Annotated in this window: 13 protein-coding genes and 3 tRNA genes; 6 read left to right on the top strand and 10 right to left on the bottom strand. The window is 42.0% G+C overall.

From position 1 onward, the window contains the following. Window positions 1-346 precede the first annotated feature (346 nt). Window positions 347-2176 (top strand): phosphoenolpyruvate carboxykinase (GTP), encoded by a 1830-nt coding sequence (locus PJ15_RS00330; RefSeq protein WP_005259074.1) that lies wholly within the window; start codon window positions 347-349, stop codon window positions 2174-2176. Window positions 2177-2372: 196 nt separating this feature from the next. Continuing rightward, window positions 2373-4565: a TonB-dependent siderophore receptor gene (locus tag PJ15_RS00325; RefSeq protein WP_047426612.1), complete on the top strand. Its 2193-nt coding sequence runs from the start codon at window positions 2373-2375 to the stop codon at window positions 4563-4565. A gap of 43 nt (window positions 4566-4608) precedes the next feature. On the opposite strand, the gene glpD is transcribed toward PJ15_RS00325, so the two are convergent. From glpD to glpK, 3 genes are all read right to left on the bottom strand, one after another. Further along, complete coding sequence (gene glpD, locus PJ15_RS00320; RefSeq protein ID WP_047426609.1) at window positions 4609-6129, bottom strand: glycerol-3-phosphate dehydrogenase; 1521 nt, start codon at window positions 6127-6129, stop codon at window positions 4609-4611. A 260-nt stretch (window positions 6130-6389) separates the two neighbouring features. Beyond that, window positions 6390-7148: a DeoR family transcriptional regulator gene (locus PJ15_RS00315; RefSeq protein ID WP_047426606.1), complete on the bottom strand. Its 759-nt coding sequence runs from the start codon at window positions 7146-7148 to the stop codon at window positions 6390-6392. Between the two features lie 53 nt (window positions 7149-7201). After that, the gene (glpK, locus tag PJ15_RS00310; RefSeq protein ID WP_047426602.1) at window positions 7202-8716 is read right to left on the bottom strand and encodes a glycerol kinase GlpK; all 1515 of its coding nucleotides are present in this window, start codon (window positions 8714-8716) and stop codon (window positions 7202-7204) included. A gap of 261 nt (window positions 8717-8977) precedes the next feature. Between glpK and PJ15_RS00305 the strand changes: the two genes are divergently transcribed. Further along, window positions 8978-9400 carry a hypothetical protein gene (locus PJ15_RS00305; protein WP_004770368.1) on the top strand — a complete coding sequence of 141 codons (423 nt, stop codon included), beginning with the start codon at window positions 8978-8980 and terminating at the stop codon, window positions 9398-9400. 55 nt (window positions 9401-9455) lie between these two features. On the opposite strand, the gene PJ15_RS00300 is transcribed toward PJ15_RS00305, so the two are convergent. From PJ15_RS00300 to folD, 3 genes are all read right to left on the bottom strand, one after another. Continuing rightward, window positions 9456-9737: a GNAT family N-acetyltransferase gene (locus PJ15_RS00300; RefSeq protein ID WP_047426598.1), complete on the bottom strand. Its 282-nt coding sequence runs from the start codon at window positions 9735-9737 to the stop codon at window positions 9456-9458. 144 nt (window positions 9738-9881) lie between these two features. Next, window positions 9882-10550, bottom strand: coding sequence for a class I SAM-dependent methyltransferase (locus PJ15_RS00295; RefSeq protein ID WP_047426595.1), 669 nt, complete (start codon window positions 10548-10550; stop codon window positions 9882-9884). A 48-nt stretch (window positions 10551-10598) separates the two neighbouring features. Beyond that, window positions 10599-11447, bottom strand: coding sequence for a bifunctional methylenetetrahydrofolate dehydrogenase/methenyltetrahydrofolate cyclohydrolase FolD (gene folD / locus PJ15_RS00290; RefSeq protein ID WP_047426592.1), 849 nt, complete (start codon window positions 11445-11447; stop codon window positions 10599-10601). A 152-nt stretch (window positions 11448-11599) separates the two neighbouring features. Here folD and PJ15_RS00285 point away from each other — a divergent pair. Both PJ15_RS00285 and PJ15_RS00280 read left to right on the top strand, forming a co-directional pair. Continuing rightward, a tRNA-Cys gene (locus PJ15_RS00285) sits at window positions 11600-11673 on the top strand. Window positions 11674-11681: 8 nt separating this feature from the next. Then, window positions 11682-11767, top strand: a tRNA-Leu gene (locus tag PJ15_RS00280). A 121-nt stretch (window positions 11768-11888) separates the two neighbouring features. Here the strand turns inward: PJ15_RS00280 and PJ15_RS00275 are convergent. After that, a complete protein-coding gene (locus tag PJ15_RS00275; protein ID WP_047426590.1) occupies window positions 11889-13649 on the bottom strand; it encodes an alkaline phosphatase D family protein in 1761 nt (586 codons plus the stop codon). A gap of 212 nt (window positions 13650-13861) precedes the next feature. On the opposite strand from PJ15_RS00275, the gene PJ15_RS00270 reads away from it, so the two are divergent. Then, window positions 13862-13947: transfer RNA gene (locus tag PJ15_RS00270), tRNA-Leu, on the top strand. A gap of 131 nt (window positions 13948-14078) precedes the next feature. Here the strand turns inward: PJ15_RS00270 and pgaD are convergent. Genes pgaD through pgaB form a run of 3 tightly spaced genes read right to left on the bottom strand, consistent with a single transcriptional unit; the run spans window position 14079 to window position 17796 of the window. Next, complete coding sequence (gene pgaD, locus PJ15_RS00265; protein WP_005259094.1) at window positions 14079-14495, bottom strand: poly-beta-1,6-N-acetyl-D-glucosamine biosynthesis protein PgaD; 417 nt, start codon at window positions 14493-14495, stop codon at window positions 14079-14081. Window positions 14496-14528: 33 nt separating this feature from the next. Next, window positions 14529-15785, bottom strand: coding sequence for a poly-beta-1,6-N-acetyl-D-glucosamine synthase (pgaC, locus tag PJ15_RS00260; RefSeq protein ID WP_047426587.1), 1257 nt, complete (start codon window positions 15783-15785; stop codon window positions 14529-14531). 13 nt (window positions 15786-15798) lie between these two features. Continuing rightward, the gene (gene pgaB / locus PJ15_RS00255; RefSeq protein WP_047426584.1) at window positions 15799-17796 is read right to left on the bottom strand and encodes a poly-beta-1,6-N-acetyl-D-glucosamine N-deacetylase PgaB; all 1998 of its coding nucleotides are present in this window, start codon (window positions 17794-17796) and stop codon (window positions 15799-15801) included. Window positions 17797-17822: the final 26 nt, after the last annotated feature.

Here is a 17822-nt window from a genome sequence, read left to right as displayed (position 1 = left end):
AAATAATAGCTTGTTTATGTAAATTTTGAATGAGCTTCATTCATATAATCAATAACAATTCTCAAGAAATTTTAAAATATACTAAATATTTGTTTTTATTAAAAATTTATAACAAAAATAACATATATAAAAAAACAAAATAGCAAAATATAAAATGATTAAATTAAATAAAAACAATACCTTAAAAACAAAAGTGGATTCCATGCTTTAGACCCTACCCTATTCTTTAGTCTTATATTTTTTATGATTTTATGCTTTAATACAGCCACTTTTTTTACTTCATCTGTCTTACTGTCATCCAGTAGATAGAACTTGTACGTTGTACACACTTTAAAAAGGCATCACCATGACCCAAGTGAACGCACCAGAATTCGTTCGTCACCCTAAGCTAATTGCATGGGTGGAAGAAATTGCAAAATTAACCAAACCAGCAAATATCGAATGGTGTGACGGAAGCGAAGAGGAATATCAACGTCTAATGGACTTGATGATCGCTAACGGCACCATGCAAAAGCTCAACCAAGAAAAACATCCTGGTTCTTATCTTGCAAATTCTGATCCTTCTGACGTTGCTCGTGTTGAAGACCGCACTTATATCTGTTCACAAAATGAAGAAGATGCTGGCGCAACAAATAACTGGGTTGCACCTGCGGAAATGCGCGCAAAATTAAATGGATTATTTGACGGCGCAATGGAAGGCCGTACCATGTATGTGGTTCCCTTCTCGATGGGTCCTTTAGGAAGCCACATTGCTCACATCGGTATCGAATTAACAGATTCTCCTTACGTTGCTGTCAGCATGACAAAAATGGCACGTATGGGCAAAGCAGTTTATGACGTGTTAGGCACAGATGGCGAATTCATCCCATGTGTACACACGGTTGCTGCACCGCTTAAAGATGGTCAAAAAGATGTTGCTTGGCCATGTAACAACGAAAAATATATCGTTCACTATCCAGAAACTCGTGAAATCTGGTCTTACGGTTCTGGTTACGGCGGTAATGCTTTACTTGGTAAAAAGTGCTTAGCATTACGTATTGCTTCTGCAATGGGTCGTGAGCAAGGCTGGTTAGCTGAACACATGCTTATTTTAGGCGTGACCAATCCGCAAGGTGAAAAACACTACATCGCAGCTGCATTCCCTTCTGCTTGTGGTAAAACCAACTTTGCAATGTTGATTCCACCAGCTGGCTATGAAGGCTGGAAGATTGAGACTGTAGGTGACGATATTGCTTGGATCAAACCAGGTGAAGATGGTCGCTTATATGCAATCAACCCTGAAGCTGGTTTCTTCGGTGTTGCGCCGGGTACAAATACCAAAACCAACCCGAACTGTATCGCAACGATGCATAAAGATGTTATCTATACCAACGTTGCAGTGACTAAAGACGGCGAAGTATGGTGGGAAGGTCTAACTAAAGAAGTTCCAGCTGATCTTATCACTTGGAAAGGCCAGCCATACGTTGAAGGCGAAAAAGCTGCGCATCCAAACTCACGCTTTACCGTTTCTGCGGGTCAATGCCCTTCGATTGATGCTGACTGGGAAAATCCAGCGGGTGTACCAATCTCTGCGTTTATCTTCGGCGGTCGTCGTGCAGACACAGTGCCTTTAGTATCTGAAGCATTTGACTGGGTTGATGGCGTTTATAAAGCTGCAACTATGGGTTCTGAAACAACTGCTGCGGCTGTTGGTCAACAAGGTATCGTTCGTCGCGATCCATTCGCAATGCTTCCATTTGCGGGTTATAACATGGCTGATTACTTCGGTCACTGGTTACAACTAGGTAAAGAAGTTGGCGCGAAAGCTGAAGCTGCTGGTAACAAATTACCAAAAATCTTCAACGTAAACTGGTTCCGTCGTGACGCAGAAGGCAACTTCGTATGGCCTGGTTTTGGTCAAAACATGCGTGTTCTTGAGTGGATCATCGATCGTTGTGAAGGCCGTGCTGAAGCGACTGAGACACCAATCGGTTATGTTCCAACTTACGAACAATTGAACTGGACTGGTATTGAGTTCTCTAAAGAACAATTCAACACAGTAACAGCGCAAGATAAAGACCAGTGGATCAAAGAACTTGAAAGCCACACCGAGCTATTTACTAAACTTGGTGATCGCTTACCTCAAGCACTTAAAGATCGTCAAAATGAATTATTAGCAGCTGTTAAATCTGCTTAATTTCTTTCGTTTCCCTCTTTAAAAGGGGATTCAAAGAGAATAAAAAGGTCGCTTAGGCGGCCTTTTTTAATGGCTTTTCGAAATTTTCTATCAATCCCCTGCTTAGCTCTAACTATTCCCATTAAGCTTTAGACAAAATAAATTGCAAAGTTAACGAATATTAACAATAATTGTAATAATAATATTTCTCATTTACATGGTTGTAGGCATGAGTTCTTCTCCGCTGTTCAAACGCACCCCTCTCTTTTTAGCAATCTCTACATTAGTCAGTATCAGCTCATATAGCCATGCACTTGATGAAGGATCGCAACAACTCCCAACAATTAAAGTTCAAGCTACTCAGGATGATGGTACCAGCGAAAAAACCAAAGCTTACACCATTAAAAATAGCTCAAGTGCAACCAAGCTCAACATTGAAGCCAAAGAAGTTCCTCAAACCATTAATGTTGTCACACGCCAACAAATGGATGATTTTGGCCTTACCAGTTCCCGTGACATTTTAAATAATACGCCGGGCGTTATCGTCAATTCATCTGAAACTGAACGCTCTGTGTATATGGCACGTGGTTTTGAGATTTCGAACATTCTGGTCGATGGCGTCGGCTTTCCTGCAAGCGCATGGAATTATAATGACACCAATCCAGATAGTTTCTTTTATGATCGCATTGAAGTCATTAAAGGTGCAGATGCATTAACCAATGCCTTTGGTGACCCGAGCGCAACCATTAACTATATTCGCAAACGCCCAACTAAAGAGTTTCAAGCCAATGCAGGACTAAGCTATGGCTCTTGGGACACCCAACGCTACGAAGCAGATGCTTCTGGTAGCCTTACACCAAGTGGCAATATTCGTGGTCGTCTTGCTGGCTTTGAACAAACAGGTGACTCACATTTAGATCGCTATTCTTCCGAAAAAAACGGAATTGCAGGCGTTTTAGAGGCTGATCTTACAGATAGCACCCTACTTACAGTGGGCGCCAGCCAAGAAAAAAATAAACCAAATGCCAACAACTGGGGGGCTTTACCCCTGATGGATTCTTCAGGGAAACAGATCAGCTATGATCGTTCTTACAACCCAAATCCAGACTGGACATATTGGGACAACACCTCTAGAAATGCTTTCATTGAATTAAAACAAAAGTTTCTGGAAACATGGTCGGCTAATCTTAGCTACAACTACAATGAAAAAGAGCGTCAAAGCCAATTACTCTACTATTATGGCTATCCTAAAGCGGATGGCTCGGATGTAGATCTGACAGCTTGGGGCGGAACAGAACATAATAAATTGCAAACTGCCGATTTTAACCTACAGGGTAAATTCGATCTTTTAGGGCGCGAACACGAAGCAATTATGGGATACACTTTTTCTCAAAGCGAACAAAAGGATAAGCAAAAATCTGGAACAATCCTCGACAGTAATATCGGAACTTGTACTCGTGGTACAGCGCCAAATAGCTATCCAACACAATGTACAACTGGCTGGGCAAGCTGGACACCAAACAATGTAACATGGAGTGCTTTAACGGATGCTGCGGATTACACCCAACGCAACCAATCCGTTTATGCTGCAACACGCCTACATTTGACCAATGACCTCAAACTCACATTAGGTGCGAACTATGTTCAAGCCAAGAGTGAAGGCTCAAGTTATAGCTCACCAATGAATTATGATGAAAGCAAGGTATCACCATATGCGGGTATTACTTATAACTTTACCCCTGAATATACAGGTTATATGAGTTATACCTCAATTTTCCGCCCACAAACTTCAGTGGATGAAACAACTGGAAAAGTAGCCGATCCAATCGAAGGTAAAAGCTACGAAATCGGGGTAAAAAGTGCATGGTTAGACAATAAGCTAACAGGCACACTTGCGGTGTTTAGAACTGAAGAAAATAATTATCCTCTCAGACCGACAGACAGCCATCCGCTCAACCGTACGTCAGCAATCAGCGACTTACGTTCACAAGGTGTAGAGGTTGGCTTAGCTGGACAATTAACAGATCAAGTCAATGTTTCTCTCGGCTATACCCAATTTAGCCTGCAAGATCTGAAAAATGGTGGCGCAGCACGAACCTACAATCCAACCCAAAGCTTTAATCTGTTAACAACTTACTCGCCTACTCAGCTACCAAAACTGAAAGTTGGTGCAGGTCTAAAATGGCAAAGCAAAATCACACGCTTTGATCCAAGCTACAACACTTATCTCAAACAAAGTGATTACGCCTTGCTTAACTTAATGGCGAGTTATGAAGTCAGTCCAAACTTTAGCATTCAGGCCAATGCCGATAACGTCACCGATAAAAAATACCTGAACAGCTTCACTGATGGGCAGGCATTCTACGGAGAACCAGCAAATTACACCGTCGCCCTGAAATTTAAATACTAATAAAAAAAGCCCTCTAAATCAGAGGGCTTTTTTATGAAAAGACTTAAGCGGCAACAATTGTATGTGGTTTATTTGCCAAATACGCATCTAAACTTTCAATCTCGCTTTGCGCAAAGTTCAGACCAAGTTTAGAACGTCTCCATAAAACATCCTGACTGTTGCTTACCCACTCAAAAGCATACAAGTAGTCAACTTCTTTTGCATACAAGCCTTGACCAAAATGCTGTCCAAGCTGCTCAACCGAAGTTGCATCACCCAAAATATTCCAGATGCGCGAACCGTATGCAGATGCCCAACGTTTTGCTAATGCTTCAGAAGCATCTGTAATTTGTGCGCGAATTTCTTTTGCTAACTGTTCAGCCGACTCCATATTTTCACCACCCGGTAAAGCTTCTGTTGCAGTCCAGCTACCCTTCATTTCAGGGAAGAATGGTTTCAACTGCTGCATAGCAGACTCAGCCAACTTACGGTAAGTTGTTAATTTACCACCAAATACTGAAAGTAATGGTGCTTGATCAGCCGACTCTTTAGACAGTGCTAAGGTATAGTCACGGGTAATTGCAGATGGATTATCAGACTCATCATCACACAATGGACGAACACCCGCAAAAGTCGACACAATGTCAGCTTGCGTTAACTGATTTTTAAAGTGTGCATTGCTCACTTTAATCAAATAGTCGGTCTCTTCCTGTGTAATTTTCACTTGTGCAGGATCACCTTGATACTCACGGTCTGTCGTTCCAATCATGGTGTACTGATCCAGATATGGAATAGCAAAGACGATACGACGGTCATCATTTTGCATAATGAATGCTTTGTCGCCTTCATACAGTTTCGGCACAATGATGTGACTACCCTGAATCAAACGGATACCGTATGGTGATTTAAGCTGTAAATCCTGCTTGATAAACTGCGCCACCCAAGGACCAGCAGCATTCACCAAAGCTTTTGCTTTAATCTGGAATTGACCTTTTTCATTTTCCAGAACAACGACCCAATATTGCCCTTCACGTTGTGCTGATAAACAACGGGTACGTGTCACAATATCTGCACCTTTTTCACGGGCATGCATTGCATTGAGCACAACCAGACGAGCGTCATCAACCGCACAATCTGAATACTCAAAACCACGGGTAATCGCCGCATTTAAAGGGCTGTCTTCTTTAAAATAGACATTGTTTGAACCCAATAATTTTTCACGCTTACCAAGATGATCGTAGAAGAATAAACCTGTACGAATTAACCAAGCTGGACGCAAATGCGGACGATGCGGCATGATAAAGCGCATAGGACGAATAATATGTGGTGCTTTTGCTAGCAATACCTCACGTTCAGCCAATGCTTCACGTACCAAGCGAAACTCTTTATGTTCAAGATAGCGTAGACCACCATGAATGAGCTTACTACTTGCTGAAGATGTATGGCTCGCCAAATCATCTTTTTCGCACAAGAAGACAGACAAACCACGTCCTGATGCATCAGCTGCGATACCAACACCGTTGATACCACCACCAATCACAGCAAGATCATAAATTTTGTCATTTAACTGAGGAGAAGTTTGCATAAATCACCGCAAATGTTCATTATTGTTCAATTACGAACATTTAAACATGTTAAATGAAAATAAACAATAAAAAATGAGCGCAAAAAACCCAATTTATAAACATTTTTAGATAAATGGTCAAAAATGAAAAGTAAGACAATGCAAAGATGAAAACGATGGAAAGCTAATGTTTATAAGAGAATCAGGATTATTTTAATAAAGTGCTCTTGAGCCAAAAGCCTTTAGCTCAAGAAAAGTAACAATTTTTCGAAAATGAAGATTTATGTTGCAATAATCAAACCAACATCCAGTTCCTGAATGGTTTTCATAAAGGCATCATTCGGTTGCTGATCCGTAAAAATACAATCCACCTGCTTGAGTGAACCTAAGCGAATCATGGCATTACGACCAAATTTACTGCTATCGGCAGCAAGAAAAACCTGACGTGCACTGGAAACGATTTCTTGAGAAACGCAAACTTCCTGAAAATCGAAATCCAGTAAAGTCCCATCCTCTTCGATTCCACTGATTCCGACCAGTGCATAATCGGCTTTGAACTGTTTAAAAAAGTCCGCTGTCGCTTGTCCAATTACCCCACCATCTGGGCGAACACGACCACTAGCAATCAAGACTTCAAAGTCTTCTTTAGTACTGAGGATTTTCGCAACATTAAGGTTATTGGTAATAATCCGCAAACCAGTATGATTTAACAATGCATGCGCAATTGCTTCGGTTGTGGTACCAATATTAATGAATAATGAAGCATGATCTGGAACGGCTGCAGCGACAGCGGCTGCAATCGTTCTTTTTTCTTCCAGCATATGGCCGACACGCATCGTATATTCAGTGTTCTCTACACTTGAATCATGCGCTGCGCCACCATGGTAACGACGTAATAACCCTTCATCCGCCAATTGATTAATATCACGACGGATGGTTTGCGGGGTAACATCAAAATGTTGAGCAAGCTCCTCAATACTGATATAGCCACGTTCTCTCACTAACTCGAGGGTTTTCTGTTGGCGCAATATCAAGCTCATGCTCATCCATCCTGTATTATTTTTTACGTCTTACTCAATCTGGTTATTTTAGCTTAATCTTCCGCCCAATCACGAGTACGTCCGACTGCTTTTAACCAACCTTTATACAGTTTTTCAGTCACTTCCTGACCGCATTCTGGCGTAAAGGTATTTTCGATGGTCATTCTGCTCTTTAACTCGTTCAAGTCAGACCAGAAACCAACTGCCAGACCCGCAAGGAAGGCTGCGCCCATACCCGTTGTCTCTTTCATCGCTGGACGTTCTACCGAAGTGCCCATAATGTCTGCTTGGAACTGCATCAAGAAGTTATTTGCCGTTACACCACCATCCACACGTAAGGTACGTAACTTTTCACCCGAATCCTGTTGCATGGCATCCAGTACATCACGTGTCTGATACGCAATCGATTCCAAGGTTGCACGGATAATGTGTTCAATACTCACACCACGGGTAATACCCAAAATCGCACCACGTGCAGTCGGATCCCAATACGGTGCACCTAAACCAGTAAAGGCAGGCACAACATAGACCCCATTGCTATCTTTTACTTTGGTTGCATAGTATTCAGAATCATGTGAGTCATTAATGGCTTTCAGCTCGTCACGTAACCACTGTACACATGAGCCACCATTGAACACCGCACCTTCCAATGCATAGTTCACTTCACCACGCGCACCACATGCAATCGTGGTCAACAAACCGTGATCTGACTGAACAATACGTTTACCTGTATTCATGAGCAAGAAACAGCCCGTACCGTAGGTATTTTTTGCCTGACCGACTTCAACACACATTTGACCAAACAAGGCTGCCTGTTGATCCCCCGCGATCCCGGCAATTGGAATTCCAATTTCCTGACCACTAATGGTGTGAGTATAGCCATAGACTTCAGAAGAACTACGCACTTCTGGCAACATTGCTTTCGGAATATTTAATGCTTCAAGTAGCTTGTCATCCCACTCCAATGTTTCAATGTTGAATAACATGGTGCGTGATGCATTGGTGTAATCAGTCACATGGACTTGACCATTGGTCAGTTTCCACAACAACCATGTATCAACGGTACCAAATAACAGTTCGCCACGTTCTGCGCGCTCACGACTTCCCTCAACACGATCAAGAATCCACTTAATTTTTGTTGCCGAGAAATATGGATCAATCACCAAGCCCGTCACTTTACGTACGTAGTCTTGCCAACCATCCTGACGAAGCTGATTACAAATCTCATTGCTTTGACGGCTTTGCCATACAATTGCATTGTAGATAGGTTTACCTGTCTGCTTATCCCAGATGACCGTTGTTTCGCGTTGGTTAGTGATCCCAATCGCCGCAATCTGATCACTTGAGATGCTTGCCTGCGCTAAAGCTTCTACCCATACTGCGCTTTGCGTCGCCCAGATTTCCATAGGATCATGCTCAACCCAACCTGGTTGTGGGTAAATTTGCGTAAATTCACGCTGAGCAATACTGATGACATTCGCATCGTGATCCAATACGATTGCACGTGAACTCGTTGTACCTTGGTCAAATGCAACCACGTATTTTTTTTGACTATCTGTAGAGATCATGACATACCTATCCAGACTTGCTTGTGTATAGTGCAATAAATTAAATGCCCGTTAAAAAACGGGCTCTAAATACTGCAAAAAAGCAATGACTTCTGTATTAAATAAAAAACTTGGCAGATTATATGCAAAATTGTTCGAAAACGAAAATTCTTTCTTTAACTTTGAACATAAAAACGATGAATAGCCCGTGTTTTAAAGATAACTCACAATAAAAAACTGTTTTTATGCGATACTAAAAGCAGAAATAACAGGACCATTGATATGAAAAAAACGAATTTATTCTTTCTTGTAAGCGGTACTCTTCTTATTGCAGCCTGTCAAAGCAGTCCACATCAATATAATGGTGTGACTGGCTATCAAATTGAAAATAAAACAACAACTTCGGCGACGATTGCTTATACACTTGCCGCTCACAGCAATCGTGATATTGACGAGAAAAAGTTACAACACGCTTGTAAGCAAGTGTTAGGTGCAGAAAAAAACTACAAAATTTCAGTGCTTAGCGTTAATGAAATTATGAATCCGACACAGCAAGAACAATACGGCGTCAAACTTGGTAACAGTCGCGCAACTTTTGGTCTATCGAACTCACCAGACTTAAATAATAGCGAAGGTTATGCGACCCGTCAGGCACTTGAAACACGTCCAACTACATTAAAAGTTGTACGTTACACCTGTTCTTGATCAGGCTGATTGTGAAAAAAAGGACGTATCCAGCTCAGAATACGTCCTTTTTTTATCATTTTAGAACATCGTGAATAGAGAGATCTTTATCAAATACAGATTTTGCAAAAGGACATAAAGGAATGACTTTTACCTGATGCTGCCTGACGAATGCGATTAATTCATGTAGAAGCTTGTGTCCAACACCTTGACCACGAAATTTATCGCTGACATCCGTGTGGTCAATAATTAACATGCTATCTCCTGCCCATGTATACGCCATTTCTCCCGCTAGCACGCCATCTTCCAACAGCTTGAATGAGCCATGTTTACCATCATCAGTTTGTTCAATTCCCATGTACGCTCCTCATCTTGTTATTCAATCCAGTCGCAAAATTTCATTTTTTAACTTCAATGTTTTAACATGGGCGTTAACCCTGCTTTGTTAAAATTTTATATTTATTTATGAGGCAATCGTGGTCATCCTTAACCACAATCACATTTATTTAGTACGATAAAAACTCACATTTCGAAACTCTTTGGATTCATCCAGATCAGGCCACGTTGTGGCACTACGTTCGTCAATTTTTAGATATTGAGGATGACTAAAATTCTTCACCCGACTATCTGCCACCCACACTTCAGGTGCAAATTTCAAGAATTCATCTAAAAAGAAACGATTACATTGATCATAGAGTACATCGGCTGCTAGCAGCACATCGACTTGCTCTGCTTGATATAAATCCTCCAGATATTCCAGTTCAACATCATTCAATAATGCATTTTCACGACATGATGCCAAACTGACAGGATCAATATCACAGCAAATCACCCGTTTTGCGCCCGCCATTTTTGCTGCAATGGCGACCACACCAGATCCAGCGCCAAAGTCCAGCACCACTTTATCTTTGACATGGTGCGGCTCTGCCAATAACCATTGCGCCATTGCCAGACCAGATGCCCAACAAAAAATCCAGTACGGTGTTTCATTCCAGATTCTTCGGATCACTTCATCATCTAAACGATCTGTTGGAAATACCGGGGGAATTAACCAGAGTGAAATCGGTGTTTCAGGCAGTTGCTGCGCCAGCAAATCCGTGTTTGGAATCACTTCATGCAATGCTTTAAGCAATTGCTCAGGGGCTTTGGCAAATTGAAAAGTACAGCTCATATTTGTTTAATTCTAAAAAAACCCCTCTTAGCGAGGGGTTGTTGATGCTTATCCTAATGCTTTTTCAGCAGCTTCTACGGTTTGACGAATTAATGTGGTAATGGTCATTGGACCGACCCCGCCTGGTACTGGTGTATAAGCAGACGCAACTTCTTCGATGCCGATCAACTGGATATCACCTACACCGCCACCATCACGCGGGTGGAAACCAGCATCAACAACAACTGCACCTTGCTTGATCCAGTCTTTTTGAATTAATTCAGCTTTACCCACTGCACCCACAATAATATCTGCCTGTTTTACATGATCAGAAAGATTTTGTGTACGTGAATGGCAAATGGTCACAGTTGCATTGGCTTGTAATAGCATCATTGCCATTGGTTTACCCAAAATCGCTGAACGGCCCACCACTACGGCATGTTTACCTGCGATTTCAATATTGTTTTCTTTTAGAATCGTCATGATGCCCGCTGGTGTTGCAGAACCATATGCTGCTTCGCCCATTGCCATACGACCAAAACCAAGACAAGTCACACCATCTACATCTTTTTCTAATGAAATCGCATCAAAACACGCTCTTTCATCAATTTGTTCAGGCACTGGATGTTGCAACAAGATCCCGTGAACATCTGGATTGGCATTTAATTTTTCAATTTCAGCCAAAAGCTGTTCAGTTGTGGTTTCTTTTGGAAGTTCAACTTTAAGAGAATCCATACCGACACGGCGGCAAGCATTTCCCTTCATACGCACATAAGTTGCAGATGCACCATCATCGCCAACCAGAATGGTGGCCAAGATTGGGGTACGTCCCGATTTTGCTTTTAATGCTTCTACACGTACCAACAAATCCGTTTCAATTTGTTTTGCTAATGCACGACCGTCTAAAACCAATGCCACAGCGCATCTCCAAAGTGGGTATGAATGAATTGGGTAAATAATACATGATAATTTGACCAATATTCTTTTAGATGTTGTTTTTATGTGCATATTCGCGATAAACACTATTGTTTTTTTTTTAAAGATTGCTAATATGTGCATCACCAAGAGATGGCGGGGTGGCAGAGTGGTCATGCAGCGGACTGCAACTCCGTGTACGCCGGTTCGATTCCGACCTCCGCCTCCATTGGTAAAGCCCGAGTGGTGAAATCGGTAGACACAGGGGATTTAAAATCCCCCGCCCACAAAGCGTGCCAGTTCGAGTCTGGCCTCGGGCACCATTTTTCAGCTAATGAAATCTGGTGCAAATAAAAAATCCAGCGTAAGCTGGTTTTTTTATGCCTGAAATTTGAGTCACAAAAAAAGCCAAGCATGATGACTTGGCCTTTGCTACTTTTAAATTTATGCCACCTGTTGAGCAGTTTTCATTGGCAATAAATTTTTATCCAGACTTAACTGATAGCCACGGCTTTGATCAATCGCATATACAGGTTTTTTGATTGAATCCAGATAAATCCATTGGGATTGGACTTGTGTCTCATCAAACTGAACAATCAAATACCCCCTCTGATTCAAATTGCAATAATTCAATTCATCAATCAATGTATTAAAAGCAAATTCGAATTGCTGTAACTGCGCCAAAGGAATATTCAGGTACTTTTCCAAACCCGGTGAAGACACCGAACTGGTGGCAAGCTCTACACCGACAAATGCACCATCTTTACTATATAGATTAGAAGACCATGCATTGTGTGTATCCCCTGCCAGCACCACGACTTTTTTCTTTAATTGCGCCAAAGTGCCATACAAAATTTCACGTTCTGCAAAATAACCATCCCACGCATCAAGGTTATAAGGCGCGACAGTTAACACACGTGCTTGTTCTTGTGCAGTTAGCGTCGGATCACCTTTCTGCAAACGGATTTTCAGGGTAATCAGCTCAGCAATCTGTGCATTCATTTTTTCCAAAGTTTCATCACTCGGATTTCCCGAAGTAATTTCTGCCAACGCAAACAGTAACTCAGCAGGTACCAGCATTTTGGTCATGAGAATTTGCTGCCCCAAGACATTCCATGTCGCTGTTGATTGCTGCAATTTTCCAAGCAACCAGTCTAGTTGGGTATAACCCATCAAAGTACGTGCGGGATTGGTTAAATCAGCCTGAAACCTAGCAATATCCAGTCCTGTAGCTGTCAGATAGTCGTCATAATCAAGTTGTTCATCACGCGCGATAATTCGCGTATCCAACATCGTTAATTGAACCAGATTACCAAAATCAAACTGGCGGTAAATCTTGGTATGTTGATCATCAACTGGACGAATCGGCATCCATTCGAAATAAGCCTGTAATGCGGCAAGTTTACGCTCTAAGAAAGGCCCTTCATCTGGCTGATGATTTTCCGCACCCTCTCGCCATGTATCATTGGCTAACTCATGGTCATCCCAAATCACAATAAAGGGATGACGTTGATGTGCTGCCTGCAAATCCAGATCTTCACGATAGAGTGCATAACGCTTGCGATAATCATCCAGCTTGATAATTTCCTTATCATTATCTGCGGGTAATGTCCGCCCCAGCTCCTTCGCTTCTTCCGTGGCATAGCCAGTGGCACCATATTCATAAATATAGTCCCCCAGATGGATGATCACATCGACATTTTGCTTGGCCATTTCACGATAGACATAAAAATAGCCTGCTGGATAATTCGAGCATGAACACACTGCGAAACTGACTTTAGAGGTGCTGGTGGGCAAAGTTTTGGTTCGTCCGACTGGAGAAATTTTATCTCCAAAGATAAAACGGTAGAAATAACTTTGATCTGGAATTAACCCTGTCGCATCGACCTTCACGGTAAAATCTTGCGATGCAGCCGTTGTCACTTTATCCGTTTTTACGATCTGCTTAAATTGGTCATCCAGTGCAATTTGCCAAGTGACTTGCAAACGTGCACTGCTGTCATTGGGTGTCAAACGCGTCCATAAGATCACACGATCTTTCAACGGATCACCACTGGCAACCCCATGTTCAAAATTGACTTTTAAAGTTGAAGATTCCTGATCGGAGCTATCATTACACCCTGTGAAGCCAACCGATAAAGATAACGCGCCGAAACCGAATAAACTTTTTTGAATGAGTTCCCGCCGAGAAATTTTTGCTGTCATGTGATAGCTACCTTTACTTTTATTTGTTTAAATAAATGAGTAAAGTTAATTTGCCAACATGAAGCTTTGATCTCAGTTTAATGAAATAATCATGAAAAGAAGCCTTTGCCGTTTATTTTTTATCAGATAACTGCATGAATCGCTTGAAAAGAAAGCAAATAGTGAGTTTTACTCTTGCCAAGTTTTAAAGTGTCCTCTATTATTGCGCACATGCCCGAGTGGTGAAATCGGTAGACACAGGGGATTTAAAATCCCCCGCCCACAAAGCGTGCCAGTTCGAGTCTGGCCTCGGGCACCATTTTTCAACTAATGAAATATGGTGCAAATAAAAATCCAGCGTAAGCTGGTTTTTTTATGCCTGAAATTTAACACTACAAAATAAAAATGCCCGAGCAAAAGACTCAGGCATTCGATATAAAACAATAAAGATTATTCCACCCGAATAATTTTACCATTCTCATCATGATGAACAACACTCACCTTCTGCTGACGTCCAGCCTGAATTTCTTGCTCAGGGAGCTCAAAATAACGTGCATAGTCAGGCAGTGTCTTTTCCACCACATGTTTTTGATGCACACGCTTGGCAGGCAACAATCCCCAAAGCAATAACGCAACTGCACACATAAATAAGGCAGTTACACCATGCTCAAGACCATCACTAAATGCCGACATCAAACGCTGGGCAATATGGGTCTTTTGTAATTCAACCAACACCCACACCAAAATAAATGGACGCCATAATAATAACCAGGCTGCCCACATCATTGCGGTTGTTGTTGTCGAAAAATAACGTTTGTGCCATGGGAGCTGGCGACGTACATCAATAATCAAACTGTCTGCTTTCATTGCTTTTTCTCAGCAAAAATGAATCTTTGCGATTCAACGAATTCCACGATCTGGGCTAATCCAACGGGCACGCTTTTCATCATTACGCAACAGGACCTTTGGAAAGGCGACGATTGTAGCAGTAATCGTGATTAACCAAAACACAAATGGGTACCAAATCATCCAATAATAATTTTTCCCTAGGTTTGGTTCATAACGACTATCCATCCATTTGCTTAAAGCAAACTGAATTAAACAGGTTGCCCCCAATAAAATTCCACTACCATACGGTAAAAATGGTGAGCTGACGATCGCCAATGCCGGTATTGCCAGAATAAAATGCAATAACCAGATCACAGCCATAATAAGCATCAAATATGACCAAATGAGTGTCAAACACAGCTCAAACATCAAAGGCCATAAAAAATTTAATTTTGGTTTCAGGAAGACGTCAATATTCTTGACCAAAACCTGTGCCCCACCCATGGCCCAACGCAAGCGCTGCTTCCATAGACCATTGAAGGTTTCAGGCATTAAAATCCACACCAGTGCATTTGGCTCAAAACGTACATCCCAGCCTGCACGTTGCAGTTTCCATGTGATATCAATGTCTTCAGTCAACATGTTCGGTGACCAATAATCCACTTGATGCACAGCACTTTTACGGAATGCGGTAATGACACCAGATACCGTAAATAAACGGCCAAAAGTACGCTGAGCACGCTTGATCATACCGACAATCGAAGAAAACTCCCCAACCTGAATCCGCCCAAGCAATGTTGAACGGGTCCGAATACGTGGGTTGCCTGTTACAGCCGCAACCGTTGGATCTTCCAGAAAGTGTCGCATCATCCATTTTGCGGCATGTGGATCCAGCAAGGCATCACCATCAATCCCGATCAGGAATTCAGCATCAGTCATCAAACTGCCTGCTTGCAATCCCATTGCCTTACCCTGATTTTGTGCTAAATGCACCACACGCAATTTGTCATACTGTGTCGCTAAGCGATCCAGTACTTCCCCTGTATTATCAGAACTACCATCATTAATAGCGATGACTTCAAAGTTTGGATAATCCAGCTTCAATGCATGGCTAATGGTTTCTTCGGCATTGTCCCCTTCGTTAAAGCAGGGAACCAATACCGCAACTTTTGGGTATTCAGGCAAAGTGGCGGGTTGCTGATAAGGCGGATCCTGACGCTCTTTCCAGTAGAAAATGATTGCTCCAACCATCCACAAATACGACATAAATAAGGGATAGTAAAAAACAAACTTAATGGCGTATGACCACAATAAAGCAATCCAACTCATCTACATTACTCCACTATGGTACTAATTGAGATGATTTTAGACTAAAAGCCTTATGCATTGTTTCTACATCTGGATGTCCTTTGATCGGATCGTCAGGATAATAGGCAATATGCATCGCACCTTGCTCATATAAAGATTTGATGGTCGCTGACATCTCTTCAGAAGGCACCTTTTCATTATTACGCCAGTTAATGGCCTGCAATTCCATGACCGTCTTTTTAATGCCATTTGGATGTTTTTTCACGCGGTTTAAAATATCACTATAGAACTTTTCTGGATTCTCAGATTGCTCCATATAAGGCATTGCCATGATTGCAGTAAAATCATAACGGTTAATCGATTGCTCTAAGGATTGGGCATACCAGTTTTCCGCATACGGATTTAACGCCACTTGTGCATACAGATTACGGGCAGTAACGAGGAAAGGTTGATATTGACGCACCTCTCCTGCCAGCTCCATCGCAAAATCATCTAAATAACGCGTCTTATACGCTGTCCATTTTTGCAAATCAGCATCATTATCACGAATTTTTGCCAAATCGGTCGGTAAGCCTTGTTTTGCATAAGCAGCTAAAGCTTCTGGGCTGGCATCTTCATAGTCAGACAGGGTCACGTCATCATGGAACAACAAACCATCAAACGGCGTCGATTTTGCCAAATCCTGATAAATTTCCTTAATGGTTTGACGTGCTTCTGGCGAGAATGGGCTGAGACGGATATAACCCATATTCAAATGATCACCCTCTTTTGCCTGCTGGGTTTCAACCAGATCTTTGGATACAGGATCCGTTTTTGGCAGTTCCCAAGCCAATAATGGCATCCACGCATATAAACGTTGTACAGGTGTGCGGGTCTGGATTTGCCAAGCCACACGGTTAAACAAGTCCGCGCGCATTGGAATATGACGGTTCGGGAAATACACCATATCCGCTGAGCCGTTGGCATCTGGATCAGAGAAAGCTTGTAAATAGACAGTATTGACGCCCATGCCATTAATACGGTCAATCAGGTGATCCAGATTACGTTCTTGCTGCTTCTCATCTGGATCATAAATATAGTCCAGATCGACATGCATGATTTTTTGCGGGCGATTATTGTCGTTCAGGTTCAGTTCACGGTTTTTAATTTCTTGTGCTAGTGCGCTGGTCGACATACTGCCCTGAATCAGAATACGACTCATATTCTGTAAGGACTGCTTGGCATGGTCTGCCCCATCATCCAGTGTAATGGTGATTGGCATACCGAGCTGTTTCGCGGCTTGTACCAGTTGCATATTATAACGACCATAAGGCCAGACCATAACACGCGGTGAACGTAGACCATGTGCTTTTAGCAATTCATTGTTCTTTTTCAGGTCGCCAAAAACACGTGCCTGATAAGTTGCATCACTCTCATAGCTTTTGCTTTTTGGATCATAAATTCGCGCAATTGCAGCAGGTTCCAGATTGCCCTGTGGATTGGCATTAATCCCTTGATGCAAATGATAGCTGTGGCTGGCAATTTCCACCAATCCACTGTTTTGCATTTCTTTAAGCTCTTCCCAACTCAAGATTTTATTACGTGCAATTTCCTCACCACCAAAGTCCACCTTTTGGCCCGCCTTTGGTTCTAGCCACGATCCGACGACAGCCAAAACAACTGGGATTTTTTTCGCACGAATAATTGGATAAGCATTTTGATAAAAAGATTGATAGCCATCATCCACTGTTAATAAAACAGGTTTTGTAGGTAACTTATATTTACCTTGATGCGCCTTGATCAATTGATCAACATTAATAAAGTGATAGCCATTCTTCTTGAGCCAGTCGATATGTTCACTAAACTGTTGTGCAGTCACCGAATAGCTTGGAATCAGCGCATCTTTTCTGTCTGTGATTTCATGATAGCCAATGACGGTTAAAGTGGTCGCATCAATTTTTGGTTTTGCCGCAAAAGTAGTGGTGCTTGCAACCACGCCAAACACAAGACCTAAAAATGCATTTAAGGTCGGAGACACTAAACGTGTTGTCATAGAGATATCGTCTCAAGATTAGAAAT

It is taken from the genome of Acinetobacter sp. neg1 (genome assembly GCF_000788125.1).
GTDB classification, from domain to species: Bacteria; Pseudomonadota; Gammaproteobacteria; order Pseudomonadales; family Moraxellaceae; genus Acinetobacter; species Acinetobacter vivianii.
Note: the sequence above shows the minus strand (reverse complement) of the source record. Positions and strands in the feature narration are given on the sequence as shown.